General features: G+C 64.5%; 24 protein-coding genes. 13 read left to right on the top strand and 11 right to left on the bottom strand.

The window, feature by feature from the left end; genetic code table 11:
- Positions 1-126: 126 nt before the first annotated feature.
- The 3 genes from coaBC to dut are packed head-to-tail and all read left to right on the top strand — an operon-like array spanning position 127 to position 2,815.
- Complete coding sequence (gene coaBC / locus PI87_RS06850; protein WP_039596965.1) at positions 127-1,332, top strand: bifunctional phosphopantothenoylcysteine decarboxylase/phosphopantothenate--cysteine ligase CoaBC; 1,206 nt, start codon at positions 127-129, stop codon at positions 1,330-1,332.
- On the top strand, positions 1,329-2,372 hold the full coding sequence (locus tag PI87_RS06845) for an LLM class flavin-dependent oxidoreductase (protein WP_039596964.1): 1,044 nt from the start codon (positions 1,329-1,331) through the stop codon (positions 2,370-2,372). Before coaBC ends, PI87_RS06845 begins: the two co-directional genes overlap by 4 nt.
- Positions 2,369-2,815 carry a dUTP diphosphatase gene (gene dut, locus PI87_RS06840; protein WP_021195758.1) on the top strand — a complete coding sequence of 149 codons (447 nt, stop codon included), beginning with the start codon at positions 2,369-2,371 and terminating at the stop codon, positions 2,813-2,815. Before PI87_RS06845 ends, dut begins: the two co-directional genes overlap by 4 nt.
- 65 nt (positions 2,816-2,880) lie before the next feature.
- On the opposite strand, the gene clpA is transcribed toward dut, so the two are convergent.
- Together clpA and clpS are read right to left on the bottom strand one after the other, a co-directional pair.
- Positions 2,881-5,169 (bottom strand): ATP-dependent Clp protease ATP-binding subunit ClpA, encoded by a 2,289-nt coding sequence (gene clpA, locus PI87_RS06835; protein WP_039596963.1) that lies wholly within the window; start codon positions 5,167-5,169, stop codon positions 2,881-2,883.
- Entirely contained in the window at positions 5,166-5,492 is a 327-nt protein-coding gene (gene clpS / locus PI87_RS06830; RefSeq protein ID WP_004631954.1) for an ATP-dependent Clp protease adapter ClpS, read from the bottom strand. Before clpS ends, clpA begins: the two co-directional genes overlap by 4 nt.
- Before the next feature lie 577 nt (positions 5,493-6,069).
- Between clpS and PI87_RS06825 the strand changes: the two genes are divergently transcribed.
- The 3 genes from PI87_RS06825 (at position 6,070) to PI87_RS06815 (ending at position 7,636) form a co-directional block, all read left to right on the top strand.
- A complete protein-coding gene (locus PI87_RS06825) occupies positions 6,070-6,273 on the top strand; it encodes a cold-shock protein (protein WP_039596962.1) in 204 nt (67 codons plus the stop codon).
- A gap of 198 nt (positions 6,274-6,471) precedes the next feature.
- Positions 6,472-6,933, top strand: coding sequence for a DUF2501 domain-containing protein (locus PI87_RS06820; RefSeq protein ID WP_039596961.1), 462 nt, complete (start codon positions 6,472-6,474; stop codon positions 6,931-6,933).
- A gap of 82 nt (positions 6,934-7,015) precedes the next feature.
- Positions 7,016-7,636, top strand: coding sequence for a DUF4126 domain-containing protein (locus PI87_RS06815; protein ID WP_039596960.1), 621 nt, complete (start codon positions 7,016-7,018; stop codon positions 7,634-7,636).
- Positions 7,637-7,640: 4 nt separating this feature from the next.
- Here PI87_RS06815 and PI87_RS06810 read toward each other — a convergent pair whose 3' ends face one another.
- The 7 genes from PI87_RS06810 to PI87_RS06785 all read right to left on the bottom strand — a co-directional run bounded on the left by PI87_RS06810 (position 7,641) and on the right by PI87_RS06785 (position 14,688).
- Positions 7,641-7,928, bottom strand: coding sequence for a cyd operon YbgE family protein (locus PI87_RS06810; RefSeq protein WP_232313952.1), 288 nt, complete (start codon positions 7,926-7,928; stop codon positions 7,641-7,643).
- On the bottom strand, positions 7,925-8,038 hold the full coding sequence (cydX, locus tag PI87_RS28440; protein WP_039596959.1) for a cytochrome bd-I oxidase subunit CydX: 114 nt from the start codon (positions 8,036-8,038) through the stop codon (positions 7,925-7,927). The genes PI87_RS06810 and cydX overlap by 4 nt, the downstream gene beginning before the upstream one ends.
- 23 nt (positions 8,039-8,061) lie before the next feature.
- A complete protein-coding gene (gene cydB, locus PI87_RS06800) occupies positions 8,062-9,204 on the bottom strand; it encodes a cytochrome d ubiquinol oxidase subunit II (protein WP_039596958.1) in 1,143 nt (380 codons plus the stop codon).
- A 10-nt stretch (positions 9,205-9,214) separates the two neighbouring features.
- Positions 9,215-10,771 (bottom strand): cytochrome ubiquinol oxidase subunit I, encoded by a 1,557-nt coding sequence (locus tag PI87_RS06795; RefSeq protein ID WP_039596957.1) that lies wholly within the window; start codon positions 10,769-10,771, stop codon positions 9,215-9,217.
- Positions 10,768-10,944, bottom strand: coding sequence for a cytochrome oxidase putative small subunit CydP (gene cydP, locus PI87_RS29410; protein ID WP_198139526.1), 177 nt, complete (start codon positions 10,942-10,944; stop codon positions 10,768-10,770). Before cydP ends, PI87_RS06795 begins: the two co-directional genes overlap by 4 nt.
- A gap of 232 nt (positions 10,945-11,176) precedes the next feature.
- Positions 11,177-13,825: a hybrid sensor histidine kinase/response regulator gene (locus tag PI87_RS06790; RefSeq protein WP_232313957.1), complete on the bottom strand. Its 2,649-nt coding sequence runs from the start codon at positions 13,823-13,825 to the stop codon at positions 11,177-11,179.
- Positions 13,826-13,890: 65 nt separating this feature from the next.
- Entirely contained in the window at positions 13,891-14,688 is a 798-nt protein-coding gene (locus PI87_RS06785; RefSeq protein WP_039596956.1) for a response regulator transcription factor, read from the bottom strand.
- A 198-nt stretch (positions 14,689-14,886) separates the two neighbouring features.
- Here PI87_RS06785 and PI87_RS28040 point away from each other — a divergent pair, with 198 nt between their 5' ends.
- The 7 genes from PI87_RS28040 (at position 14,887) to PI87_RS06750 (ending at position 24,826) form a co-directional block, all read left to right on the top strand.
- Positions 14,887-16,980, top strand: a complete 2,094-nt coding sequence (locus PI87_RS28040) for a hypothetical protein (protein WP_052321438.1) — start codon at positions 14,887-14,889, stop codon at positions 16,978-16,980.
- A 172-nt stretch (positions 16,981-17,152) separates the two neighbouring features.
- A complete protein-coding gene (locus PI87_RS06775) occupies positions 17,153-17,869 on the top strand; it encodes a DsbA family oxidoreductase (protein ID WP_052321437.1) in 717 nt (238 codons plus the stop codon).
- A gap of 118 nt (positions 17,870-17,987) precedes the next feature.
- Positions 17,988-18,407: a hypothetical protein gene (locus tag PI87_RS06770; RefSeq protein ID WP_039596955.1), complete on the top strand. Its 420-nt coding sequence runs from the start codon at positions 17,988-17,990 to the stop codon at positions 18,405-18,407.
- Between the two features lie 71 nt (positions 18,408-18,478).
- Complete coding sequence (locus PI87_RS06765; protein ID WP_039596954.1) at positions 18,479-19,783, top strand: TolC family protein; 1,305 nt, start codon at positions 18,479-18,481, stop codon at positions 19,781-19,783.
- On the top strand, positions 19,780-21,312 hold the full coding sequence (locus PI87_RS06760) for an efflux RND transporter periplasmic adaptor subunit (RefSeq protein WP_039596953.1): 1,533 nt from the start codon (positions 19,780-19,782) through the stop codon (positions 21,310-21,312). Before PI87_RS06765 ends, PI87_RS06760 begins: the two co-directional genes overlap by 4 nt.
- Positions 21,309-24,482, top strand: coding sequence for an efflux RND transporter permease subunit (locus tag PI87_RS06755; protein WP_039596952.1), 3,174 nt, complete (start codon positions 21,309-21,311; stop codon positions 24,480-24,482). Before PI87_RS06760 ends, PI87_RS06755 begins: the two co-directional genes overlap by 4 nt.
- On the top strand, positions 24,479-24,826 hold the full coding sequence (locus PI87_RS06750; RefSeq protein WP_039596951.1) for a copper-binding protein: 348 nt from the start codon (positions 24,479-24,481) through the stop codon (positions 24,824-24,826). Before PI87_RS06755 ends, PI87_RS06750 begins: the two co-directional genes overlap by 4 nt.
- Positions 24,827-24,891: 65 nt before the next feature.
- On the opposite strand, the gene PI87_RS06745 is transcribed toward PI87_RS06750, so the two are convergent.
- Positions 24,892-25,716 carry an HvfC/BufC N-terminal domain-containing protein gene (locus tag PI87_RS06745; protein ID WP_232313951.1) on the bottom strand — a complete coding sequence of 275 codons (825 nt, stop codon included), beginning with the start codon at positions 25,714-25,716 and terminating at the stop codon, positions 24,892-24,894.
- Positions 25,717-25,732: 16 nt separating this feature from the next.
- A complete protein-coding gene (gene bufB / locus PI87_RS06740) occupies positions 25,733-26,734 on the bottom strand; it encodes an MNIO family bufferin maturase (protein ID WP_039596949.1) in 1,002 nt (333 codons plus the stop codon).
- Between the last annotated feature and the right edge of the window lie 25 nt (positions 26,735-26,759).

Raw genomic sequence — 26,759 nt, 5'->3', positions numbered from 1 at the left:
GGAATATCGGGCCTCCGGCGAGGCAAGCCCCGAGCCGGTATCATCGCCAGTGTTCGACAGGTGACCCGGCCAAGGGTTGTACCTGCCCATGCACATTGCGTCAATCGCATTCCCAAGCGGGTATTTATGGAACTGCAAGGCAAACATTTCGTGCTCGGCCTGACCGGCGGCATCGCGTGCTACAAGTCGGCCGAGCTGGTGCGGCTGCTGGCCAAGGCCGGCGCCACTGTGCAGGTGGTGATGACCGACGCCGCCACGCACTTCATCACGCCGGTGACGATGCAGGCGCTCTCGGGCCGCCCGGTCTTCACCTCGCAGTGGGACGGCCGGATCGGCAACAACATGGCGCACATCGACCTCTCGCGCGAGGCGGATGCCATCGTCATCGCTCCAGCCTCGACAGATTTCCTGGCCAAGCTCGCGCACGGCATGGCCGACGATCTGCTCTCCACGCTGTGCATCGCGCGCGACTGCCCGCTGCTCGTCGCCCCCGCCATGAACCGGCAGATGTGGGCCGCGGCCGCCACGCAGCGCAACGCCGCCCAACTGCACGCCGATGACGTCACCCTGCTCGGCCCCGACGCCGGTAACCAGGCCTGCGGCGAAGTTGGCGATGGCCGCATGCTCGAGCCGGAAGACATCGTCGAGCAGCTCATCGGCTTTTTCCAACCGAAGCTACTGCGCGGCCACCGCGTACTGCTGACCGCCGGCCCGACGTTCGAGCCAATCGACCCCGTGCGTGGCATCACGAATCTTTCCAGCGGCAAGATGGGCTTTGCGCTCGCGCGTGCCGCGTCGCAGGCCGGGGCGGAAGTCACGCTCGTGGCTGGGCCTTGTCATCAAGACACGCCCGCCGGCGTGCTGCGCATCGACGTGCAGACCGCGCAGCAGATGCACGACGCCGTCATGCGCGAGCTGGACGCCACCAAGAACGACATCTTTATCGCCGTGGCCGCCGTGGCCGACTGGCGCGTCGCACAGGCCGCCGATCAGAAGCTCAAGAAGCAGAACGACATCGACGTGCCAACGCTCACGTTCACGCAGAACCCTGACATCCTCGCTGGCGTTGCTCGTCGCCCGAACGCGCCGTTCTGCGTCGGTTTTGCAGCCGAGACCGAACGCCTGGAAGAGTTCGGCGAGGCCAAGCGCCAGAAGAAAGGGATTCCGCTGCTGGTCGGCAACCTCGGCCACCAGACCTTCGGCCGTGACGACAACGAAGTCGCACTGTTCGACGCGAGCGGCATCACCCGCCTGCCGCGCGCCGACAAGCTGACGCTGGCGCGCCAGATCGTCGCCGCCATCGCCGACCGGGTGCACGGGGTGCGACCATGAGCGCACCGATCCGCCTGTCCGTCCTCGACCAGAGCCCCGTCATCTACGGCCACAGCGCGCGCGATGCCATCGCCGCAACGGTCGACCTTGCACAGCTCGCCGATTCACTCGGCTACACGCGCTACTGGTGCGCCGAGCACCACGGCCTGCGTGGCGTGAGCAACCCCGCGCCAGAAGTGATGATCGCCCGCGTGGCGAGTGCCACGAAACACCTGCGCGTCGGCTCCGGTGGCGTGATGCTGCCCTACTACAGCCCGTTCAAGCTGGCCGAGCAGTTCCGCCTGCTGGAGGCGCTGTTCCCGAACCGTATCGACCTCGGCGTCGGCCGCGCACCCGGCGGCGACATGCGTACCGCAGCAGCCGTGGCCATGGGGGACTACAACCGCGGCGACATCTTCCCGCAGCAGGTGCAGGAACTGATCTGGCACCTGACGGGCACGCTGCCGTCCGATCACCCCGCTTACGGTGTGCTCCTGCAACCCGAGATCGATACCAAGCCCGAACTGTGGATGCTGGGCTCCAGCGATTTCGGCGGTGCGCTGGCGGCTCGCCTGGGCATTCGCTTCGCGTTTGCGCACTTCATCAACCCGCACGTCGGCCACATCGTCGCGCAGCAGTACCGCACCGATTTCGAACCCGGCTACGATGCGCGCCCCTACAGCGCCGCCGCCGTCTTCGTGATCGCAGCCGATACGGAAGCCGAAGCGCGCCGCTATGAAGCGGCAGTGGACCTGCGTCGCCTGCAAATGGCACTCGGCGCCAACGGCCCGATCCCGACTGTCGAGCAAGGCGAAGCCCACGTCTACACTGAGCGCGACCAGGCGATCGTCATGCGCGAACGGCCGCGCAGCATCATCGGCACACCCGAGTCCATCACTGACCAGATGCTCGCGCTCAAAGACCGCTTCGTCGCCGATGAACTGATCGTGCTGACCGTCGCCCCGAGCTACAAGGCCCGCTTGCGTTCCTACGAGCTGCTGGCCGAGGCGTTTGCGCTACCATCTCCGGTTTCTGCAACCTCTTCCGCCTGCCCCGCATGAAACTCGACGTCAAGATCCTCGACGCCCGCCTGCACGAACAACTCCCGCAGTACGCCACCACCGGCAGCGCCGGGCTGGACCTGCGCGCCTGCATCGACGCCCCGCTCACCATCGAACCGGGTACCACGCACCTGATCCCGACCGGCATGGCCATCCACCTGGCCGACCCGGGCTATGCGGCGCTGATCCTGCCGCGCTCGGGCATGGGTCACAAGCACGGTATCGTGCTGGGCAACCTCGTCGGCCTGATCGACTCGGACTACCAAGGCCAGTTGATGGTCAGCACATGGAACCGTGGCAGCACGGCGTTCGTGCTCAACCCGATGGAGCGCCTGGCGCAACTCGTGATCGTGCCGGTAGTCCAGGCTGAGCTGAACATCGTCGACGACTTTGCCGAGAGCGATCGCGGCGCGGGTGGCTTCGGCAGCACCGGTCGCCACTGAACAGCGTCCACGCAACAAAAAACGGCCCGGAAATTCCGGGCCGTTTTGTTTGGAGCGACTGAACGTCAGGCTTCCGCTTCTTCCTGCGCGGGTGCCGGCGGTGCCTCGTTCTCGGAGAACTCCAGCTTCACCGCATCGGCGTCGTCCAGATCCACGACCACCTTGCCGCCGTTGGTCAGCTTGCCGAACAGCAATTCGTCTGCCAGCGCCTTGCGGATCATGTCCTGGATCAGGCGTTGCATCGGGCGCGCGCCCATCAGCGGGTCGAAGCCCTTCTTCGCCAGGAAGCGACGCAGCTTCTCGGTGAAGATGGCGTCCACCTTCTTCTCGTGCAGTTGCTCTTCCAGCTGCATGAGGAACTTGTCGACCACGCGCATGATGATTTCCTCATCGAGCGAGCGGAAGCTGATGGTGGCATCCAGACGGTTGCGGAACTCCGGCGTGAACATGCGCTTGATGTCGGCCATCTCGTCGCCCTGCTCGCGCGTCGTGGTGAAGCCGATGGTCGCCTTGTTCATCGTCTCGGCGCCCGCATTGGTCGTCATGACGATGATCACGTTGCGGAAATCCGCCTTGCGACCGTTGTTGTCGGTCAGCGCGCCGTGGTCCATCACCTGCAGCAGGATGTTGAAGATGTCCGGATGCGCCTTCTCGATTTCGTCCAGCAGCAGCACGCAGTGCGGCTTCTTGGTCACGGCTTCCGTCAGCAGGCCGCCCTGGTCGAAGCCCACGTAGCCCGGAGGCGCGCCGATCAGCCGGCTCACCGCATGGCGCTCCATGTACTCCGACATATCGAAGCGAATCAACTCGATGCCCAGGATGAACGCGAGCTGCTTGGCAACCTCCGTCTTGCCGACACCGGTCGGGCCGCTGAACAGGAACGAGCCGATCGGCTTGTCCGTCTTGCCCAGCCCGGCGCGCGACATCTTGATGGCCGAAGCCAGCGCATCGATGGCGGGATCCTGACCGAACACAACCGACTTCAGGTCGCGCTCCAGCGTCTGCAGCTTGCTGCGATCGTCCTGCGACACGCTTTGCGGCGGGACACGGGCGATGCGCGAAACGATGTCTTCAATCTCGGCCTTGCCGATCGTCTTCTTCTGCTTCGACTTCGGCAGGATGCGTTGCGCCGCACCGGCTTCATCAATCACGTCGATGGCCTTGTCCGGCAGGTGGCGGTCGGTGATGAAGCGTGCCGACAACTCGGCTGCGGCGGTCAGCGCCGACGATGCGTACTTCACACCGTGGTGCTCTTCAAAGCGCGACTTCAGACCGCGCAGAATCTGCACGGTCTGGTCGACGGTCGGCTCCACCACGTCGATCTTCTGGAAGCGGCGGGACAGCGCTGCGTCCTTCTCGAAGATGCCGCGATACTCCGTGAACGTGGTCGCGCCGATGCACTTGAGCGCACCCGACGACAGCGCAGGCTTGAGCAGGTTGCTCGCGTCCAGCGTGCCGCCCGAAGCGGCGCCCGCGCCGATCAGCGTGTGAATCTCGTCGATGAACAGGATCGCGTTCGGATTGTCCTTGAGCGACTTCAGCACACCCTTCAGGCGTTGTTCAAAGTCGCCGCGGTACTTGGTACCGGCCAGCAGCGCGCCCATGTCGAGCGAGTAGACGACGGACTTCGACAGGATGTCCGGCACTTCGCCCTTGGTGATGCGCCACGCCAGACCTTCGGCAATGGCCGTCTTACCGACACCAGCCTCGCCTACCAGCAGCGGGTTGTTCTTGCGGCGGCGGCACAGCACCTGCACCACACGCTCGACTTCCTGCTCGCGGCCGATCAGCGGATCGATCTTGCCGGCCTTAGCCAGACCATTCAGGTTCTGCGTGAACTGCTCGAGCGGGCTTTCCTTGCCGTCACCAGCTTCGCCTTCCGGGTTACCGTCGCCGTGCTTGGCCGGTTCGGCCTGGTCCTTGCGGATACCGTGGCTGATGAAGTTGACGACGTCCAGGCGGGTCACGCCCTGCTGTTGCAGGTAGTAGACCGCGTGGGAGTCCTTCTCGCCGAAGATGGCGACCAGCACATTCGCGCCCGTCACTTCCTTCTTACCGTTGGAAGTCGACTGCACGTGCATGATGGCGCGCTGGATCACGCGCTGGAAGCCCAGTGTGGGCTGCGTGTCCACCTCGTCCGTGCCGGGCACCACCGGGGTGTTGTCGGCGATGAAGTTCTTCAGATGCGTTCGGAGGTCTTCGATATTGGCGGCGCAGGCGCGCAGCACCTCCGCGGCCGTCGGATTGTCCAGCAGCGCAAGCAGCAGATGCTCCACCGTAATGAATTCGTGGCGAGCCTGGCGGGCTTCGACAAACGCCATGTGCAGGCTGACTTCCAGTTCTTGCGCGATCATGCTTCCTCCATCACACACTGCAGCGGGTGACCCGCCTGCCGTGCATGGGTTGACACTAATTCCACCTTCGTCGCGGCGATATCCCGGGTGTAGAGACCGCACACGCCCTTACCTTCCCGATGCACCGTCAGCATGATCTGCGTGGCGGTCTCCCGATCTTTGCTGAAATATTGCTGAAGGATCATCACGACGAATTCCATCGGGGTGTAGTCGTCGTTGAGCAGCAGCACCTTGTACATCGCGGGCGGTTTGAGCGCTTGCTCTTTCCGCTCGAGGACGGTGCCTGCATCGTGTTGTGGAGTGGTCGCTTGCCGGATTGCCATGGTCTTATTCTAACCACTCCTTTCGACTTCGCAATTTAGGGAAATAACGCCGATTTCAAGCCCTGCAAATGGTTTGGCCTGAATTGCGTTCGCCTGTCGGCACTCCGGGCGAGGGGCATTCCGCCGGCCAGCCGAGGGCTGGAAACGGGGCGCGCGCCGGACCTGGATGCCGAACGTTTTCGGCAGGTGGGGACGATTTACGGAATTTCGAGCAAAACCTCTTCTGAAACTGACCGATTTTCGCCACAAACCCACCTTTGGTAGCCTTGACAGTCTGTTGCTTTCCTCGAACAATCGAATTCAACATGTGCGCCTTACTGCCCCAAAAACACTTGGCAGCAAGCCTCATGAATGGTGAGCCCGGGAGGCCTCACACCAGTCGACGACAGATCGACAACCGCATCAGGCTGTGGTGTTTTGCCACAAGAAGACCGATCGCTTGCGGCGCGGCTCCACCCGCGCCATTCGTCGTGCCCCAGGGCCGACAATCGGGCGATGACTGCGCGGTACCGCTCTGCACCGCCCCGACAGGCATACCCCTCCCGGCTCGAATTTGTGTTTCCACGGAGGGGTTTTTATGGCACTCGGTACGGTCAAATGGTTTAACGACGCTAAGGGTTTCGGTTTCATCTCGCCTGACGAAGGCGGCGAAGAGCTGTTTGCGCATTTTTCGGCCATCAACATGGCTGGTTTCAAGACGCTCAAGGAAAATCAGCGCGTCTCGTTCGAAGTGACGCAGGGCCCGAAGGGCAAGCAGGCCACCAACATCCAGGCTGCCTGATTAGCGTCATCCAGTACCCGACCTCTGGCAAGGGTACTGAAATGCAAAAAACCCGGCGACCTGCCGGGTTTTTTGTTGCTCGGGCGGTGGAAAATGGCGGCAGCACCGCATGTTGCGCAACACGTCATTTCGTCTGACCGTGCGCTACGGTAGTGGTGTCCCCTTGTTTGTCCGCCTCACCCCCTCAAGGAGCCCCGTATGACTCGCCACCTGATCCGTACCACTGCCGCCCTCGCCCTGGTTGCCGCGTTACTGCCGCCCGCCGCTCAAGCCCAGATCGGCGATCTCATCAAGGGCGCAACGCAAGGCAACAGCCAGGGCGCATCCGGTGGCCTGGGCAGCCTTGGCAATCTCGGTGGATCGGGCGGTCTGCCCTCGCTGGGCTCGCTCACCTCCGGCAGCACCGGCAACGTGGCTGGTGTGCTGGAGTTCTGCCTCAAGAACAACTATCTGGGTGGCGCGTCGGATGCGGCTTCGGTCAAAGACAAGCTGCTCGGCAAGCTGGGCGGTGCCCCAGCCTCTGACGCTGGATACAGCAACGGCACGAAGGGCATGCTTACTGGCTCAAACGGCAGCACGTTCGACCTGAGCGGCGTGAAGGAGCAGATCACGAAGCAGGCGTGCGACAAGATCCTGTCGCAGGGCAAATCGTTGCTGTAAGCCAACCGGGCAGGCGCGCGGGCACTACACTGCCAGTATCGGCAAGCGCCCCGTCTGCCTGCCTGAACGCGCAAGGAGCCCCATGCTGGAAACCGCCGCGCTGGCCGCAGGCTTGTCCTGGACCAGCGGATTCCGCCTCTACCTGGCCGTGTTTGCCGCCGGTGTGCTGGGCCGCACGGGCTGGCTGCACCTGCCGCCGGGGCTGCAGATGCTCGAATCGTGGTGGGTGATCGGGCTGGCCGGTGTGCTGGCCGTGGCGGAATTCCTGGCCGACAAGATTCCGGGGTTCGATTCCGTCTGGGACAGCATCCAGACCTTCATCCGCATTCCTGCCGGGGCGATCCTGGCGGCAGCGGCATTTGGGCAGCTCGATCCGCAATGGATGGTGGCAGCAGGGCTGATCGGCGGCACCCTGGCTGGAACGGCGCACGCAACCAAGGCTGGCACGCGTGCGCTGATCAACGCTTCGCCGGAGCCGTTTTCGAATTGGGCAGCGTCCTTTAGCGAAGACATCACGGCGACCGGTGGGCTGTTGATGTCATTCTTCCTGCCGGTCGCGTTTCTGGTGGTGCTGGCGATCCTGCTGTTGGTGGCCGTCTGGCTGCTGCCGAAGCTGTGGCGTGGTGTGCGACGCCTGCGCAATGTGCTGCGCGGCCGCACATCGGAGCCGCCAGCCGCTGGTCCGACCCACCTGCCGCGCTAACGCCTCATCCGAGAAAACGCAGCAGGCCGAACAGCACCAGGGCCAGCGCGCACGACCACCCGGAAAACAGCACCCGCCACACCTTGTGGCGCGGAATAAACCCCACCCCGCGCACCAGTCCTGCACTCATCGCCCAGAACAGTAGAGTGGCGAGGCCATGATCGACATGGCCAGCGCCGTTGGTCACGATGTACGGATAGACCGTACCGACAACCATGACGATCAACCCGGCTGCCAGGCTGGGCACGTGCATGCGCGGCTTGTCAGGGGCGTTCACGCTGGCTGAGCTCACTCGCGTTCCTCGCCAGCGGCACGGGCGTCGCTCACCTCACCCCACATCGCGTTGAGCACGGCCAGCAGCACGGCAAAGCCGACACCCAGGATCCAACTGAAGTACCACATGGTCTTGTTCTCCTGTGCTGTGCTTAGTAGGCCGAGTGCTCGTTGGCCCGGATGTGTTCGACCGTCACCTTGCCGCGCATCACGCGGTAGCACCAGCTCGTGTAGAGAATGATGATGGGCGTGAAGATGATCGCGGCCCAGAACATCAGGCCTAGCGTGAAGTGGCTGGAGACGCTATCCCACACCGTCAGGCTGGCGGCGGGCATGCTGGACGACGGCAGCACGAACGGGAACATCGAAGCCCCCGCTGTCGTGATGATGCCCGCCAACCCCAGCGACGACAGCACGAACGCGAGTAGCGTCCGCCCTGCCCGCGACAGCACCACTGCCAGCAGCGGCCCGACCACCCCCAGCAGCGGCAGCACCCACAGCAACGGCTGCGCCTGATAGTTGCGCCACCACCCATCGGCAGCACGTGCGACGGTCTTGGCCATCGGATTGGACAAGCCAGCCGGGTCGATAGCCGAGGTGATGACGTAGCCTTCGATGCTGCCTGCGTGCAGCCATGCGCCAGCCGCGACAAACGCCACCACGGCGACGACGGCTGCCCCCGTGGCAGCCTTCGTGGCACGTTGCTGGATCACGCCCTCGGTCCGGTGCGCGAGATAGACACCGCCGTGCATGGTGATCATCGCGCTCGACACCACGCCGGTCAGGATGGCAAACGGGTTCAGCAGTTGCCAGAACGTGCCGGTGTACGTCACCACCATGAAGTTGTCGAAGTGGAACGGCACGCCCTGCAGCAGGTTGCCGAACGCCACGCCAAAGATCAGCGGCGGCACTGCGCCCCCGATGAAGAGGCCCACGTCCCACGCTTTGCGCCACGTGGTGTTGTGGATCTTGCTGCGGTAATCAAACCCGACCGGCCGGAAGAACAGCGCCCACAGCACCGCCAGCATCGCCCAGTAGAACCCGCTGAACGCGGTGGCATACACCAGCGGCCACGCGGCAAAGATCGCCCCGCCGCCGGTGATGAACCAGACTTGGTTGCCGTCCCAGTGCGGGCCGATGGTGTTGATCATCACGCGGCGCTCGTCGTCGGTCTTGCCGACAAACGGCAGCAGCGTGCCGACGCCCATGTCGTGCCCGTCCATGATGGCGAAGCCGATCAGCAACACGCCGATCAGCAGCCACCAGATGACCTTGAGGGTGGGATAGTCGAACATGGCGTTCTCCTCAAGCGTGGGCGGCTTCGAAATCGTAGCGACCGGTGCCGAGGCTGCCCGGGCCCTGCCGCGCGAACTTGATCATCAAGTACATCTCAACGATCAGCAGCAGCGTGTAGAAGCCGATGAAGCCGGCCAGCGAGCCGTACAGACTAGCCTCACTCAAGGTCGACACGCTCAGGTGCGTGGGCAGCACGCCGTAGATGGTCCACGGCTGGCGGCCGTACTCGGCCACTACCCAGCCCAGCTCGATGGCGATCCACGGCGCGGGCAGCATCCACAGCGCCCAGCGCAGCAGCCATGCCGGCGCCTTGCGCTGCGGCCGCAGCGTGCTCCAGAACGAGAGCGCGAACAACGCCAGCATCAGGAAGCCCAAGCCGACCATCACGCGGAAGCCCCAGAACATCGGCCACACGCGCGGCACGGTATCGTCAACGGCGCGGTCGATGATCTCGGGCGTGGCTTGCCGCACGTCGGTCACGTACTTCTTGAGCAGCAGGCCGAAGCCCAGGTCTTGCTGATGGATCTGCAGGGTCTGGAGCGCCGCAGCATCGCTCGGATTCTTGCGCAGCGTCTCCAGCGCGGCGACGGCCTCGATGCCGCTCATGATGCGGCCGCGGTTGCGCACCTTGATCTCATGGATGCCCGGAATCTGCTTGGACACCGAGCGCGTGCCGATTAAGCCCATCACCCACGGAATCTCGATCGCCCAGTCGTTCTTCTGCTCCGCCTGGTTGATCGACGCGATCATGTTGAAGCTGGCCGGTGCAGGCTCGGTCTCCCACATGGCCTCGATGGCGGCCATCTTGGTTTGCTGTGCTTCGCCCACGGTGTAGCCGGATTCATCGCCCAGCACGATCACCGAGCACACGCTGGCCAGCCCAAAGGCCGCTGCCACGCGGAAGCTGCGCTTGGCGAACTCCACATCGCGGCCGCGCAGCAGATACCAGCTCGAGATCGACAACACGAACATCGCGCCCGTCACATAGCCTGCCGACACCGTATGCACGAACTTGGCCTGCGCCACGGGGTTGAAGACCACGGCCCAGAAGTCGTTCATCTCCATGCGCATGGTCTGCCAGTTGAAGTCGGCGCCCACCGGGTTCTGCATCCAGCCGTTGGCGATCAGGATCCACAGCGCGGAGAGGTTGGTGCCGATCGCCATGAGCGTCGTCACCAGCAGATGCTGCGTTTTTGTGAGGCGATCCCACCCGAAGAAGAACAGGCCGATGAAGGTGGATTCCAGGAAGAACGCCATCAGCCCTTCAATGGCCAGCGGCGCCCCGAAGACGTCGCCCACGTAGTGCGAGTAGTACGCCCAGTTGGTGCCGAACTGGAATTCGAGCGTGATGCCGGTGGTCACACCCAGCGCGAAGTTGATGCCGAACAGCTTGCCCCAGAAGCGCGTCATGTCTTTCCAGATGACCTTGTTGGTCATCACGTAGACGCTCTCCATGATGACCAGCAGCCAGACCATGCCCAGCGTGAGCGGCACGAACAGGAAGTGGTACATCGCCGTGGCTGCGAACTGCAGCCGGGAAAGATCGACGAGGTGCTCGGATATCACGGATGCCCTCCCTGCGCTGGTGGTGTCACGCCAAGACGATCGGCGGCGCGCTCAGCATCGACTGGCACCTGGTGGTCCCGCACGAAGGTCCACCACAACGCACCCAGCACCGCCACCTTGATGGTGACGACGATAAGCAGATGGCGGACAAGTCGGCGGTCGTTGGGGCTCACGGGTCGAGGCGATCGAGAGTGCGGCCGGTGCCATCGGCGAAGCTTCCTGCCGGTGGCACAGAAAGTCACATGAGGAGCAGTCTAATCATCACGTGGGTGACTGGCAAACGATTCTTCAGGGAGTTTGTGATGCGTTTGCCATGCACACGCCCGTCATCTTGTTGTTGCCTTCGTGTTTCTGGCTAGCGATCAGTCCCGCTGTATAACCCGCAGGTGCAGCCCCGTCCGTTGCCTAGCTGCAAAGCCGTTGCAGCGCTGCCAGATCCCCACGGGTGGCCAGTTGGCGGACCTGCATGGCGAATGCCTCGCACTGCGGATACTCGGAGCGCAGGGCGTCGGCCCAGTCGATCAGATCCGAGATGGCACCCAAGTCGATCAACGCCAGCGCAACGGCACGTGCCTTCGGCGGTGGGCCAACCAATGGCTCTGCCTCTGAAGCATCCGCCACCGGTGGGAGCCGTTGCAGTCCGAGCAGGCGCATCAGGGTCTCTTGCAGCTCGGCCAGACTGATCGGCTTGAGCAAGGCGGCATCAAACGCAGGCGTTGCAGGGCTGTCGCTGGCCGACGCGGTTTGGGGAATCGCCGACAGGACCACCACGGGAACCCCAGGCAGGTATTGCCGAGCTGCCTGCAACACCGCACGACCATCGGCGCCGGGCATCAGATAGTCGGTCAATACGAGGTCGGGGCGCGCATCGCCCGCCTGCGTCATCCGCTCGATGATCGAGACGCCGTCGGACGCGGTCTCAACAGCAAAGCCCAGACTCGACAGCTCGTCGGCAAGCAAGCGGCGGATGTCGGCCGTGTCTTCCGCGATCCAGATGACGAGGCCACTGCCGTCGATGCCCGGCGCGACGGCGCCAATGTCGGCAACGTGGTGGCGTGAGACGGCATCTTCGGCCGCGACGGTTGCAGGCACCTCCAGACGCATTGACGTGCCGGCACCCAGCGCGCTGTCGATCTTCAGCGAACCGCCCATCCGTTCGATCCACTGCCGGACGATCGCCAGCCCAAGCCCCGTGCCGGGCTGGGTGCGCGCCGTGTCCAGCCGCTGGAACGGCTCGAAAATACGTTGCTGATCTTCGGGGGCAATGCCGGGCCCAGTGTCTTTCACGATCAATGTCAGCCGTACGGCTTGCCCGATCTGCACCCCACCTTCGCAATCGATCAGGAGTTCAACACGGCCACCCGTGGTGTACTTGGTCGCGTTGTCCAGCAGATTGCCGAGCAAGCGCCGCAAGCCCTTGGCATCCAGCTCCAGTACGGGCGGCAACGAACGCACAATCTGAAAGGCGAACTGGTTGCCGCGCCGCCGGGCCAGCTCGGCGCCTTCCTGCACAACCGCATCGAGCAGCGCATGCACGTAGACCGGCGCGCTGTGCAATGCGTCCGGTTCGCCGCCGCGTGCGTAGTCGATCAGGTCGTTCACCATGGCGAGCATGTGCCGTGCACTGCGGCTGATGATCCGGCCCCGCTCGGCGTTCTCCTGGCCCGCCGTCTGCACCAGCTCGGCAAAGCCGATGATCGACGTCAACGGCGTGCGCAGGTCATGGCTGATACGCGCGAGAAAATCGGTCTTGGCGCGATTCGCTTCGTCAGCGTCAATAAGCGCCGTGCGCAACTCCTGCGTGCGCTCGACGACGGCATGTTCCAGTTTGCGTTGCTCCTGGCTCTTGGCGTCCAGCAGCACCTGCTGGATCGCGGCGTGCGCGGCGGACATCTCGCGCGAGCGCTGAATGACAAGCGCGCCCATCATCAGCAGCGTCGCCAGCTCCACCAGCCAGGACAACCCCAGGCCAGCATGCCAGCCGCGGTTCAGGATACCGTGAAACTCCAGCAGCCCCACCAGTTGCACGGCCCACACGACACCAAACGTCAACATGAACAGCCGGGCGTTGGGCAGGCCTCGCCGCCAGGCATCCACCATCGAGATCGCCCACAGCACGTTGAACGCGGCAACCACACTGTTGGAATAGACGGCGCCGGCGCGGTAGTCCCCCAGTAGGGTCCAGAGGCACCCCGCCAGCAGGAACATCACGACCGTGCGATACCCCCACTTCCAGACGGCGATCCGCCCCAGACCCACAAAGGTCATCGTGGCGGCGGCGTAGAACACTGTGGTGAGCACGCCCAGCGTGGATGGCGCACGCAGGACCCACTCCCCACCGGCCTGCAGAACATAGCGGTACAGGTACCCCTGGATGGCCATGCTGTAGAGAACAGCCAGGCAGATCCACCCGAACAGCAGCAGGAAACCACGATCCCGCCCGGACCACCCCTGAATGAGGGCGTACAACGCCAGCATCAGCGCGGGGCCGACCAGGAATGCCTGCAGCATCAGGTCGTGACCCTCGCGCTGCCGAAATGCGGCGGGCTCCCAGAGCTGCGGATCAATATTCACCGCAGAGCGGCTGTGGACCCGCAGGGCAAATGTCATCTGCTCGCCTGGGGCCAGCGTGACCGGAAACACTGGAACCATCGCCGTCATGGGCCGGGTGTCCAGCGGCAGACGATTGCCGCTCAGTGTGGTTTCGAGTGCGGTGTGCCCGTCAGGTGCCAGGCGGTAGTAGTCGACCGATTCCAGCCGCGCAGGGTCAACGGCCAGCCAGCGCGTCACCGGCTGCGCGCCGCTGTTGCGCAGCGTTCCTCTGAGCCAGAATCGGGAAGCGGTGTAGCCTGGGTTCAAACTCTCCCCAGGGATTGCCATCCAGTCGGTGCTGGTCATGGCAGCCCCAAGATCCAGCCGACCCGTCTTGTCTTCCAGCACGGACAAATCGGGCAGCAGCGTCAGGGGCTTGGCATCGGTGCCCCCGCCCTGCCCTATGTCAATCGGCTTGGCCCACGTTGGCTGGCCGATCAGCCCGACAAGCACCCCCAGCACGAGTGCCAAACACAGCGCCCAGCACACACGCCGGCGCGACGATACGACGGCGAATGCGCAAGCACTCACGCGTGGCCCCCGGAATCCTGCCGGAACTGGCTGGGTGTCAGCCCAAAGCGATCACGAAACGCGGTGGAGAAATTGGCCGCACTGTTGTAACCCAGCTCCCGGGAAATCAGCTGCACGTCGAGCGCGGTCTCGGACAGCATGCGCCGCGCCTCTTTCATGCGCTCCTCGCGCAGAAAATCGAACACCGTCACGCCAACGCATTGCTTGAAAGCCGCGTTGAGCCGGCGCGCGTTGGTTCCCACTGCGGCGGCAAGCTCCACCAGGCTGGGCGTCTGCGCGAGTTGCTCAAGCAGCAGCTTGCGTGTCGCCCGATACAGCGTGACATCCAGCGTACTGGAGGCCGCATTCACATCCCCTTCCGCAGGCGCGCCACTGGGCGCGGCCAGAGGCTTGAGATGAATGCACAGACGCAGGCGGACCTCTTCAAAATCGAAGGGCTTGGTCACATAGTCCACCGCGCCGGCCGCAAGTCCAGCCACGCGCTCCTGGGGCAACGCCGCAGAGGTCAGAAAGATCAGCGGGATGCTCTGCGTAGCCGGATTGGCCTTGAGCAGCCTGCACGCGGTGATGCCATCACACACCGGCATGCGGATGTCCATCAGGATCAAATCCGGCACCACGCTCTGGGCCTTCTGAACACCATCCTGCCCATCCCGCGCGATATAGACACGACAACCCCGCCGCTGCAGAAAATCCACAAGCAGCATGCGGGTCTCGTCGACGTCGTCAACGACCAGAATGCGCTGCCCGCGCAACGGATCGGAAGAAAAAGAGACGGTAGTGTCTTCAGCCATGGGCGCGATTAAAGCACGCTCCGACCGGGACTTGGCGGCACTCCCCTGACGCACTCGCTCTAAAGTTTCTGCACGGATTGCCGCCCGACCAAGATTTTTCCGGCTGGCAAAACAATCGTGCAGGCGCGCAAAACATGCGGCCTCCCCATCCCCCATGGCACGCGATAAGTTGAATCCATGTGCTGCCTTGCAGCTTGAATGGCCTCGCGGCTGTACGCACGCCGCTTCTGCTTCTCGCTCGATTTCAACATCTCCATGCTTAGATACCAGACCACGCTCTGTGGCGTACTGATTTGCGCCTCCATCATGCTGCTGCCCGGCTGCAGCGGCGGACCCTCCTCCACCGATTCGGGAACAACCTCGTCGTCGGCCCCGCTGTCTGTTGATCATCCTGCCGGCCTCGATACGTATGGCAGCGGCAGCAAGCTGACCTTCACTGCCAGCAGCAACACAACCAGTTGGTCATTGACCGGCCCGGGCGCGTTGAGCACGACCCAGGGTGCCAGCGTGACCTACACGCCGCCCACCACCGTGCAGGCCGATGTGCAGGTCACGATCACTGCCGCGCTGGGGAACACCACCGTCTCGAAAACCATCACCCTGCACGCGCCCATCCTGCGCCCAGTGGCCGGTCAGGTGAGCTGGTACGTCGGCGATGCACCGATCGCGATGTCGGTCTCGCCGCAGTTCACCACCGGCACGCCCACCTGGTCGTCCGGCGCTGGCACATTCAGCGCCACGCAAGGCAACAGCGTCACCTTCACGCCAGTAACGGTCAGCAACGACACGCAGGCTGTCGTCTCTGTCACCGCGGGTGGCCACACGGAGTCGGTCAGCATCGCGCTCAAGCCCGCGAGCGAGAAAACGCTGACGCTGAGCAGCCCATCGGTGCAAGCCGGCAATGGCTCGGTCACGCTGACAGTGCCGTCGACCATCAGCCATGGCGCCTTAAAGTGGGCAGCCTCGATCGGCACGATCACTGTCAACGCGGATGGCAGCGCCACCTACACGCCACCGGCCACGCTATCCACGGCAGCAGTCGCCACGGTCAGCGCCACGGATGGCAGTAGCGCGCCATTCACCGGCACGATCTCCGTCACACCCAGTGCCACGCTCGCGCTCTCGCCTTCGAATGCCTCTACCTCGGCCAGCGGCGCCCCCGTGTCTCTGACGGCAACCATAGCCAATCCCAACACGACCTTGTCTGCCGCCAACGTGCAATGGACCGTTCGCGGCCATGGCAGCCTGAGCGCCACCAGCGGTGCCACGGTGAGCTATATCCCCGACCCGGCCTACACGACCGCAAACGATGCGGCCACCGTCACGGCCACGTTGGGCGCGTTGCAGCAATCGGTCAACATCACGCTCAATTTCCAATCCACGGCGCGATTCAGCGGGCCGTATGGCATCGCAGTGGATGGCAGCGGCAACCTGTTCGTGGCCGACACGTTCAACAGCAGGATCCGCAAAATCACGGTGTCCGGCGTGGTGTCGACGTTTGCCGGCTCCGGCAGTGCCATAGAGGCGGATGGAACCGGGACCACCGCCGGTTTCAACGTCCCAATCAGTATCGCAACCGACAACAGCGGCAACGTCTATGTGCTGGATAACGGCTCCAAGACCATCCGCAAGATCACACCTGCCGGTGTGGTGACCACGCTGGCCACCGCTGGCGGCGCCTCCAGCGTGCTCAATAGCATTGCCGTCGACTCGGCAGGCAACGTCTATGTGGCGGATTCCGGCACCAACACCCTCAGCAAGGTCACGCCTGCCGGTGCCGTGAGCACCCTGACCGGCAGTGTCAATGACCCACTAGGCGTAGCCGTTGACGGCAATGGCACGGTGTACGTCGCGGAAAGAACCAGCTGCACTATCCGCAAGGTTTCGCCAGTTGGCGTGGTAAGCACGCTGGCCGGTTCCGGGGGGTGTGCCCACACCGATGGCACTGGGAGCGCTGCCGCCTTCAATGTCCCTGGATTCATCGCCGTCGACGGAAACGGCAACCTCTATGTGGCGGAATCCCAAGGCAACACCATCCGCAAAGTCACGCCCGCCGGCGTGGTGACCACACTGGCAGGCTCGGGCGCCGCCGGTAGCGCGGATGGCCTCGGCACGAACGCCCAGTTCACGATTCCCGTCGGCATCACCGTTGACAGCAACGGCGTCGTGTACGTGACCGATTTGTATAACAGCCTGATCCGGATGATCAGCCCGACGGGCAACGTGTCGACGCTGGCGGGCGCAGCGGGTGTCTACAGCTATGCCGACGGTACCGCCCTGCCCCGGCAGTAGGCAGTGCCACACGTAATCGAAACAACCCCGTACCGGGGGAGATGACCCTCTCGTCCCCTTGGTACATCTTCGAGGAGGGCGCCCTCCTCGCTTTTTCTTCGTGGCGGCTGGACCCAGCAGCACCGGCCGCCAAACCTAACGCGATGGCTGACCGTGCGGAGGCTTCACCAATATGAACGCGCCAGCAAACCATCAAGTCATCGATCGCCCGAGGCACCCGCTCACCATCGACGTCTTCTTCGACCTCGTCTGCCCATGGAGTTGGATCGGCATACGCCATCTGGAAGCCGCTCTACGCGAGTTCCAGCGGCTGCAACCAACCGCCAAGGTCAAGGTACAGTGGCGCTCGTATCCGCTGTTGCCGGAAACACCGCTTGCGGGCACGTCCTACCAGTCGTTCTACCTGACCCAGTTCGGCGGCCCCACAGCCGTGGCGTTGCGACGCGAGCAGGTGCAGCAAGCGGGCCAAACCGCCGGCATCGCATTCGACTTCAAACGCATCAACATCTTGCCGAACACCACTGCGGCGCACAGCATGGTTGGCTGCGTAGCGACACAGTGCACCACCTTCGAGAGCTTCGGGCTGGTCGACCGATTGTTCAGAGCCTTCTTTGTTGATGGGGAAGACATCGGCAACCTGCAGGTGCTGGAGCGGTTGGGCATGGAGCACGGTGCAAAACCGCAAGCCTTGCTCGCCTGTCTGCATGACATCCGCAACTGCGTTGCCCAGCCTGAGCGCGAACGGCCAAAGCGCGGGCGCCCGGCCAAGGGGAAGATATTGAGCACGCCACATTTCGTCTTCAACGGCGCCGCCTCGGTGTCAGGGGCGCGCTCAGCAGCGTTGCTGTTGAACGGCATGCTGCGATCAATCGGCGAAGAACCTCAATGAAAACCCCGGCCAGCCGAAGCTCCCCCCGGGCTAGGCACTTGACCTTCCCACATGGGAAGCCCAAGACTCACGCGCATCACCCACCTCTGCTAGCATCGCGCCACCACCGAGACCCCACGTGCGCCGCTCCCCTCGCCGGTTTTGGCTTGCCGGCTTCCTCGTCCTGACGTTCCTGACCGTGCAACTGGCAACGGCGGCCTACGCCTGCGCGGGCGGCCGGTTTGCGGTGCAGTCAGCGATGGACACGGGCGCGATGGAAGGCATGGCAGACATGGCCGAGTCGTGCCCCGAAATGGCGGAGAAGGCGCCGCAGGACAACGGCCAGCATGACGGGCTATGCCTGGAGCATTGTCAGGCCGGCACCAAAACGGCGGACCACGTCTCGCCACAGATTCCGGCCTTCCTCCCTGTCCTGCTTGGGCAAATCGAGCCAACGCCGATTGCCGCGACGGTGCCGCTGATCCTGGCGCAAGCCGATCCGATCGCGCGGGCACCCCCGCCACCGCTGTCCATCCTTCACTGCTGTTTCCGAAATTAGCCTCCGAAGCAACGCGTTCTTCATGCCCTGCCGCCTGCGCGGCGGGGTGATCGTTGCTTTCCGGAGGTTCTATGCTTTCGCGTTGTTCCCCATGCGGTGGGCGCTGGCTTGCGCTCGCCGCTGTTCTGCTCGTCAGCAGTCGATTGGCGTACAGCCAGCCCGCTGACACGCTTTCCATACAAGAGGCGATCGGCCTCGCGTCGGCCCGCTCTGCCGACGCGGAAACGTCCCGCGCACCCATTCAGGCCGCCAATGAAATGGCCATCGCCGCCGGCCAGTTGCCGGACCCGGTGGTCAAGCTCGGGCTCGATAGCGTTCCGCTCAACAAATCCGACCAGTTCTCGCTCAGCCGGGACTCCATGACCCAGCGCTCCATCAGCGTGATGCAGGAGTTCACGCGTGCGGATAAGCGCCGTGCCAAGGCTGACCGCTACACCGCCGAAGCCGCCGCAGCCGAAGCGCGCCGCAATGCCGGCCTTGCCGAGGTGCAGCGCAACGCCGTCGCCGCGTGGCTGGACCGCTGGTATGCCGAGCAGACCGGCGTGCTGCTCGGCCACCACGGACACCCGCTCGAACTGGCGCGCCAGGCCGCACTGGCCGCGTACCGAAGCGGTCGCGGCACACGCGCTGACGTGCTGGCCGCTGATCTGGAGGTCCAGAAGCTGCACGACCGCCAGGATGAAAATCGCTCCACCGTCGAGATGGCGACGGTGGCCCTGGAACGCTGGATTGGTCCCGCTGCGCATCGTCCGCTGGGCGACCGCCCGCCACTGGAGGTCCCCGCATCCACGCAGCGCCTTGCGGCAGACGCATTCGACGCCGTGCCGGAAGTGGCCGCTGCTCAACGTGACGTGGCGCTGGCGGAATCGGAAATTCGCGCGGCGGCTGAGGCCAAGAAGCCGGACGTGACGGTCGAGCTGATGTATAGCCAGCGCGGCGCGGCGTACTCCAACATGGGCTCGCTCAACGTCAGCTTCCCGGTGCCGTGGGACCAGGGCAATCGGCAAGACCGAGAGGTGGCCGCCAAACTGGCACAGGCACAGGAGGCGCGCGCCAAATCGGAAGTCCTCCGACGCAACACGCAAGCCATGGTCGCGACCCGATTGACCGAGCTGCAACGCAATCTCGACCGCCTCAAGCGCTACGAAGAGACAACGCTGCCACTGGCCAACGCGCAGGCGGACGCGGCCCTAACGGCTTATCGCGCCAACACCGGCACGCTCTCGGCCGTGGCCGAAGCCAACCACCGCGCCATCGATACCGCGCAGGAACGCCTGACGCTGGAAGCCAAGACGGCCAAGCTGTGGGCCGATCTCGCCTTCCTCGTGCCACTGCCCACCGCCCAGACCGAACCCGCAACGGGGAGCCTTCAATGAACAAAACGCTAATCGCCACGGTGGCGGGTGCATTGCTGGTTGGCGCGGTGGCCTATGGCGGCTACCGCATCGGCCTGTCACGCGGCCAGCAATCGTCCCTGGTCACAACATCAGCATCGAACTCGACCGGCCTCAAGGCAGGCGACATCGATCCGCAAACCGGCAAGAAAGTGCTGTACTGGCACGACCCGATGGTGCCCGGCCAGCGCTTTGACAAGCCGGGCAAGTCGCCTTTCATGGACATGCAGCTCACGCCCGTCTACGCAGATGGCGATGCAGGCGGCAGTGGCGTCACCGTCGACAGCCGCGTCGTGCAGAACCTGGGCATCCGCACTGCTGAGGCCCAGCTTGGCCACCTGGGCAGCGTGCTGGAAGCGCCGGGCAATGTGACCGTGGACGAGCGCAGCGCGCAAGTCATCCAGGCACGCACGAGCGCGTTCGTACAGCAGGTGTCGGTGCGCGCAATGTTTGATCCGGTGCGGCGTGGGCAGACGCTGGTCTCGCTGTACTCGCCGGATTGGGTGGCGGCGCAGGAGGAATACCTAGCGGTATCGCGCCAAGCCGCGCACGGTCAGTCCGATCTCGCAGGTGCTGCCAAGGCGCGCATGCTGCAGGCCGGCATGACGGCGGGCCAGATCAGCGCCGTCAGCACTTCGGGCAAGCTGCAGCCGGCGTTGGCGATCACCAGCCCGATCGACGGCTTCGTCACAGAAGTTGCCGTGCGTGACGGCATGACGGTCTCGCCGGGGATGACGCTGTTCCGGCTGGCTGATCTCAGCCGCGTCTGGGTCATTGCAGAAGTGCCGGAAGCGCAAATGCGAACGGTGGCGCCAGGCGCACCGGTCAAGGTATCGGCTGCTGGCCTGACGGAACCGGTCGCAGGCAAGGTCGACGCAATCCTGCCTGACGTGAATACGGCCACGCGCACGATCAAGGTCCGCATCGTGCTGCCCAACCCCAATAGGCGACTCGTGCCGGGCATGTTTGCCACCGTGCGGTTCGATGGCGGTCTGGACCAGGAAGCGCTGCTGATCCCGTCCGAAGCTGTGATCCGCACCGGCGAGCGCAGCGTCGTGATGGTGGATGGTGGCAAGACCGGCTTCGTGCCCACGGAAATCCGCACCGGGCGCGAGGCTGAGGGCAAGGTCGAGGTACTGCAGGGCTTGCAGGCCGGGCAGAAGGTCGTCACCTCCGGCCAATTCCTGGTGGATTCCGAGGCCAGCCTGCGCGGCACCACGGAACGGATGACGCCGCCGTCAGCAGCATCCGCACCCGCCGCTGCCACCACCGAGCACGAAGGCATCGGCCGCATCGAAGCCGTGAACAGAGACGGGCTCACGCTCTCCCATGGTCCGATCCCCTCGCTGAAATGGGGCGCGATGACGATGGACTTTGCCTCGCCCCCCAATGGCTTGCCCAGGGGCCTGAAGCCGGGTGACCGCGTGCACTTCCGCTTCCATCTGGATAAGGACGGTATGGCGGTCCTCTCTTCGGTGCAACTGACCGGTGATGCGGGAGGCAAACCATGATCGCGCGCCTCATCTTCGCTTCCATCCGCAACCGCTTCCTGGTGCTGCTCGCCACCGTCTTGCTAACGGCGTGGGGACTGTGGGCGGCACGCAGCACGCCGCTCGATGCGCTGCCCGATCTGTCGGACGTGCAAGTCATCATCCGTACCCCGCTGCCCGGCCAAGCGCCGCAGATCGTCGAGAACCAGGTCACCTACCCGCTCACCACCACGATGTTGTCGGTACCGGGCGCCAAGACGGTCCGCGGCTATTCGTTCTTTGGGGACTCGTTTGTCTATGTGCTGTTCGAGGACGGCACCGACCTGTACTGGGCGCGCTCGCGCGTGCTGGAGTATCTGAACCAGGTGCAGTCACGCTTGCCGGCGGCGGCCAAGCCGGCGTTGGGGCCGGATGCGACGGGCGTGGGCTGGGTCTACGAATACGCGCTGGTCGACAAGACTGGCCACCACGATCTCGCGCAACTGCGGGCGCTGCAAGACTGGTTCCTGCGCTTCGAGCTGAAGGCGTTGCCGAACGTGGCAGAAGTCGCGTCGGTGGGCGGCATGGTCAAGCAGTTCCAGGTGGTGCTGCAGCCAGACAAGCTGCGCGCGTACAACCTGTCGCAAGCCAAGGTATTGGCGGCGCTCAAGGGCGCCAACCAGGAAACCGGCGGCTCCGTGCTGGAGCTGGGCGAGGCCGAGTACATGGTGCGCGCCAGCGGCTACCTGAAGACGCTCGACGACTTCCGGCAGATTCCACTGGCAACGAGCGACACCGGCATCGCCGTGCGGCTGGGCGACGTCGCCACCATCCAGCTCGGGCCCGAGATGCGGCGCGGCATTGCCGAGCTGAATGGTCAGGGCGAAGTCGCTGGTGGCGTGATCGTGATGCGCTCCGGCAAGAACGCGCTGGAGACCATCGATGCCGTCAAGGCCAAGCTCGCCACGCTGCAGAAGAGCCTGCCGGCGGGCGTGGAGATCGTGCCCGTCTACGACCGCTCCGCACTCATCCACCGCGCGGTGGACAACCTCACGCACAAGCTGATCGAGGAATTCATCGTCGTGGCGCTGGTGTGCGTGGTGTTCCTGTTCCATCTGCGCTCTGCGTTGGTGGCCATCGTCTCGCTGCCGCTGGGCGTGCTGGCTGCGTTCCTGGTGATGCGCTATCAGGGTGTGAACGCCAACATCATGTCGCTGGGCGGTATCGCCATTGCGGTGGGTGCGATGGTGGACGCAGCCGTGGTGATGATCGAGAACGCGCACAAGCACCTGGAGCGCTGGCACGAGGCGCATCTGCAGCGTGACCTTGGCGGGCAGGAGCGCTGGCGCATCATCGGCGAATCTGCTGCGGAGGTCGGGCCGGCGCTGTTCTTCTCGCTATTGATCATCACGCTGTCATTCATCCCGGTGTTCACGCTGGAGGCGCAGGAGGGGCGGCTGTTCTCGCCGCTGGCCTTTACCAAGACGTATTCGATGGCGGCAGCCGCCGGGCTGTCGGTCACGCTGGTGCCGGTGCTGATGGGTTACCTGATTCGTGGACACATCCCGAGCGAGCAGTCGAACCCGCTCAACCGCTGGCTCATCCGCATGTACCAGCCGGTGCTGGCTCGCGTGCTGGCGTATCCCAAGACGACGGTGGCGATTGCCCTCGTGCTGCTGGCGGCAACGGCCTGGCCAATCCTGCGCACGGGCGGCGAGTTCATGCCGCCATTGGATGAAGGCGACTTGCTCTACATGCCGTCGGCACTGCCCGGGTTGTCGGCCGGCAAGGCGGCGCAGTTGCTGCAACAGACCGACCGGCTCATCAAGACCGTGCCCGAAGTTGCCAGCGTGTTCGGCAAGGCCGGCCGCGCGGACAGCGCCACCGACCCAGCGCCAATGGAGATGTTCGAGACCACCATCCAGTTCAAACCGCGCGACCAATGGCGGCCCGGCATGACGCCCGACAAGCTGGTCGACGAGCTGGACCGTGTGGTCAAGGTGCCGGGCCTGTCCAACATCTGGGTGCCGCCCATCCGCAACCGTATCGACATGCTGGCCACCGGCATCAAGAGCCCGGTCGGCATCAAGGTGGCGGGCACGGACCTGCAGCAGATCGACCGCCTCACCACGCAGATCGAGGCAGCGGTCAAGACGGTGCCCGGCGTCACCTCGGCGCTGGCCGAGCGGCTCTCGGGCGGGCGCTACATCGACGTCGACATCAACCGCGTGGCCGCCGGACGCTACGGTCTGAACATTGAGGACGTGCAGAACATCGTGTCGTCTGCCATCGGCGGCGACAACGTGGGCGAAGTCGTCGATGGGCTGGCGCGCTTCCCGATCAACCTGCGTTACCCACGCGACTACCGGGATTCCGTGGAGCAACTGCGCCGCCTGCCGATCGTGACCGACCGGGGCCAGCAGATCGTGCTATCGGATGTAGCCGACATCCGTGTCGTGCAAGGTCCGCCGATGTTGCGCAGTGAGAACGCACGGCTCTCCGGCTGGGTGTACGTCGACATTCGCGGGCGCGATCTGCGCTCGGCGGTACGCGACATGCAAGCGGCCGTCGCCAAGGCGGTACCGATGCCCGCAGGCTACGCACTCAGCTGGTCGGGCCAGTTCGAGTACCTGGAACGCGCCACCGCCAAGCTCAAGGTGGTGGTGCCGTTCACGCTGCTCATCATCTTCGTGCTGCTGTATCTGGTGTTCGGCCGCATCGACGAGGCGCTGCTCATCATGGGCACCCTGCCGCTGGCGTTGATTGGCGGGTTCTGGCTGCTGTACGGGCTGGGCTACAACCTGTCGGTGGCGGGCGTGGTGGGCTTCATCGCGCTCGCGGGCGTGGCAGCGGAGTTTGGCGTCATCATGCTGCTCTATCTCAAGCAGGCGTGGGACCAGCGTCAGGAACGCGGCCAGACCAGCACCGAAGCGCTGCTCGACGCCATCCAGGAAGGTGCCGTGCTGCGCGTGCGCCCGAAGGCCATGACGGTGGCCGTGATCCTGGCCGGCCTGATTCCGATCATGTGGTCACACGGCACCGGCTCCGAAGTCATGCAGCGCATTGCCGCCCCCATGGTCGGCGGCATGGTCACGGCGCCCCTGCTCTCGCTGTTTGTTGTTCCCGCTGTCTATCTGCTGTTGCGCAGGCGCGGCGCATCCTCCCCTTCCCAACCCCACGCTCAACCCGATTCGCACGAGGTCTCACGATGACATACGCATCCGCTCTGGCTTTCACCCTGCTGCTGGCCACATCGCCCGTAACGTTTGCCGCCACGCCAATGGAAGGCATGGACATGAAGCCCGCCGCCCAGGCCAATCCGTCCAAGCAAGCACCCAAGCCCGTCGCGGCGGAGGTCCGCAAGGTCTACCCCGACACGGGCAAGGTCACGCTCAAGCACGGCGACATCGACAACCTGAACATGGGCGCCATGACGATGACGTTTGCCGTCAAGGACAAGGCCGCGCTCAAGAACTTCAAGGAAGGCGATCACGTGATGGCGACGTTCGATACGGTGGACGGGCGGCCGACTGTGGTTGAGATGCACAAGCAGTAATCGCCGTCCCAACAAGAAACCCCGGCCAGCCGAAGCTGCCGGGGTTTTCTTTGCCTCACGGCCATTTAGCTCGGCGGGAGATCTGCCGCGTTGGCGAGCAACCCTAGCGACTGCGCCGCCGAAGACCAGAGCATCCATTCGGCCAGAGCCTGGGCCGGCGTCATACCGGTCCGTGCCATTGCATCCAGCGCCGCAGCGAGGGGGCGTCCGTCGCGCAGCGCGCACAGCGTCGCGTATTGCCAGCCATTCAGGGCATACATCGAGACTCGGTAGCGCACGCGGCTGACCGCCACGTAGCTGGGCGCGATCCCGGGGCAGGCCGGCACCGCATCGTCGACTTCCATGGCCTGCCAGAACGGGATCAGGTCGAGCCTGAGCGCGAGCAGCCTCACGCAGTGTGGAACAGCCCAGGTCATTGCAGGGTCCGGCGCGAGCCCCAGCAGATGAGCGGCGGGTTTCGCCGCGCTCGCCTGCTCCATCCCGCGTGCACGCAAGACCTCGGTACGCGCCCGCTCCAGGCGCGCAAGCTCGATCGGCAGCAGCGCGACGCTGTCATCAGGATCGGTGCCCGCAGGCAGATGTCGCGCCAGGAAATCGGGAAAGCCGATGCCCAGATCGTAGAGGGTGGTCGATCCGGATGGATTTTCCCAGAGGTAGGCACGGGCGAAAAAGCCAAACACGTCGCGCCCCATGACGCGTTCGAGCATGGGGTAGTCGGCGGACAGGCAGTCGTACAGACGCTGCAGGTAGCCGTCGGCATAGACGCCCAGCCGCCGCAGCGGGCTCGCCACACCGCCCGCGCGAATCAGGTCGTCGGCCGTGAAGCCGAAACGATGCAGCGCCAGCGTCAGACCGTGGTCCGCACCGCCGGGCGCGGTCATCACGGTCATCAGCCAGCGTTGAACATCATGGAGCGGGTGTGATGGCATCGCATTCCCTCACCTGGAAATCCAGCGGCGTCGAATACACGGTCGTCCCGCCTGCCGTGGCGCCAGCCTGCCCGCTCACCACGTCATGCATCGGTGCATCGGCCGGCGACGGCATCTCGCCGCGGAGCACGGTGCGGGCCTTGTCCAACTCGGCCAGCAAGACCGGATAGTCGGGAATGTCGGCATCCCATTCGAGCAAGGTGGAAACCGCGCCTCGCGGCATCGGCGCATCGTCGGGCACCGTCGCTCCACACAGCTGCTGCGCCAGCGCGTAGAGCTGCCAGACACGCAGCGGCACCGCGCGGTCGTGCGTATCGACCAGCAGGTCGCCGCAGTCGGTCGGGCCAGCCAGATGAAGCTGCACGATGTGCTCGGGCGGCAACGTGCGCAGATACGCCTCCGGATCAAAGCCATGGTTGTGGCCAGACACGTAGACGTTGTTGACGTCGAGCAGCAGGCCGCAGCCGGTTTCGCGCGCCAGCCGCGCCAGGAAATCGCACTCGGCCATGGTGGCGCCAGCAAACTCGAGATAGCTGCTGGGGTTCTCAAGCACCAGTGGCCGCCGCAGGAATTCCTGGACGGCTTCCACGCGCTGCCGCACGTGCCGATAGCTGGCTTCGGTCAAGGGCAGCGGCAGCAGATCGTGCGAGTTCACGCCGGCCGCGCCCGTCCAGCACAGGTGATCGGAAACCCAGGCTGGTTGGATGTCATCGGCCAGTTGCTTGAGCTTGGCGAGGTAGTCGCGGTTCAGCGGATCGGTGCTGCCAATCGACAGCGACACGCCGTGCATCACGATCGGCACCTCGGCGCGGATGCGCTCCAGTGCGTGGCGCGCGTAGCCGTAGTGGTCGATAAAGTTCTCGCTGATGATCTCGAACCAGTCCACGCCGGGGCCGTGGCGCAGAATGTGCGGAAGGTGCGTGGTCCGCAGGCCAACGCCAAAGCCGAGATTGGGCAAACCCAGTCGTTGGACACGCATAGAAAGATGAAGACGGCTTGTCGGG

It is taken from the genome of Ralstonia sp. A12, assembly GCF_000801955.1.
Classification (GTDB): Bacteria; Pseudomonadota; Gammaproteobacteria; order Burkholderiales; family Burkholderiaceae; genus Ralstonia.
The sequence above is the reverse complement of the archived record's forward strand: the minus strand, read 5'-3'. Positions and strand labels throughout refer to the sequence as shown.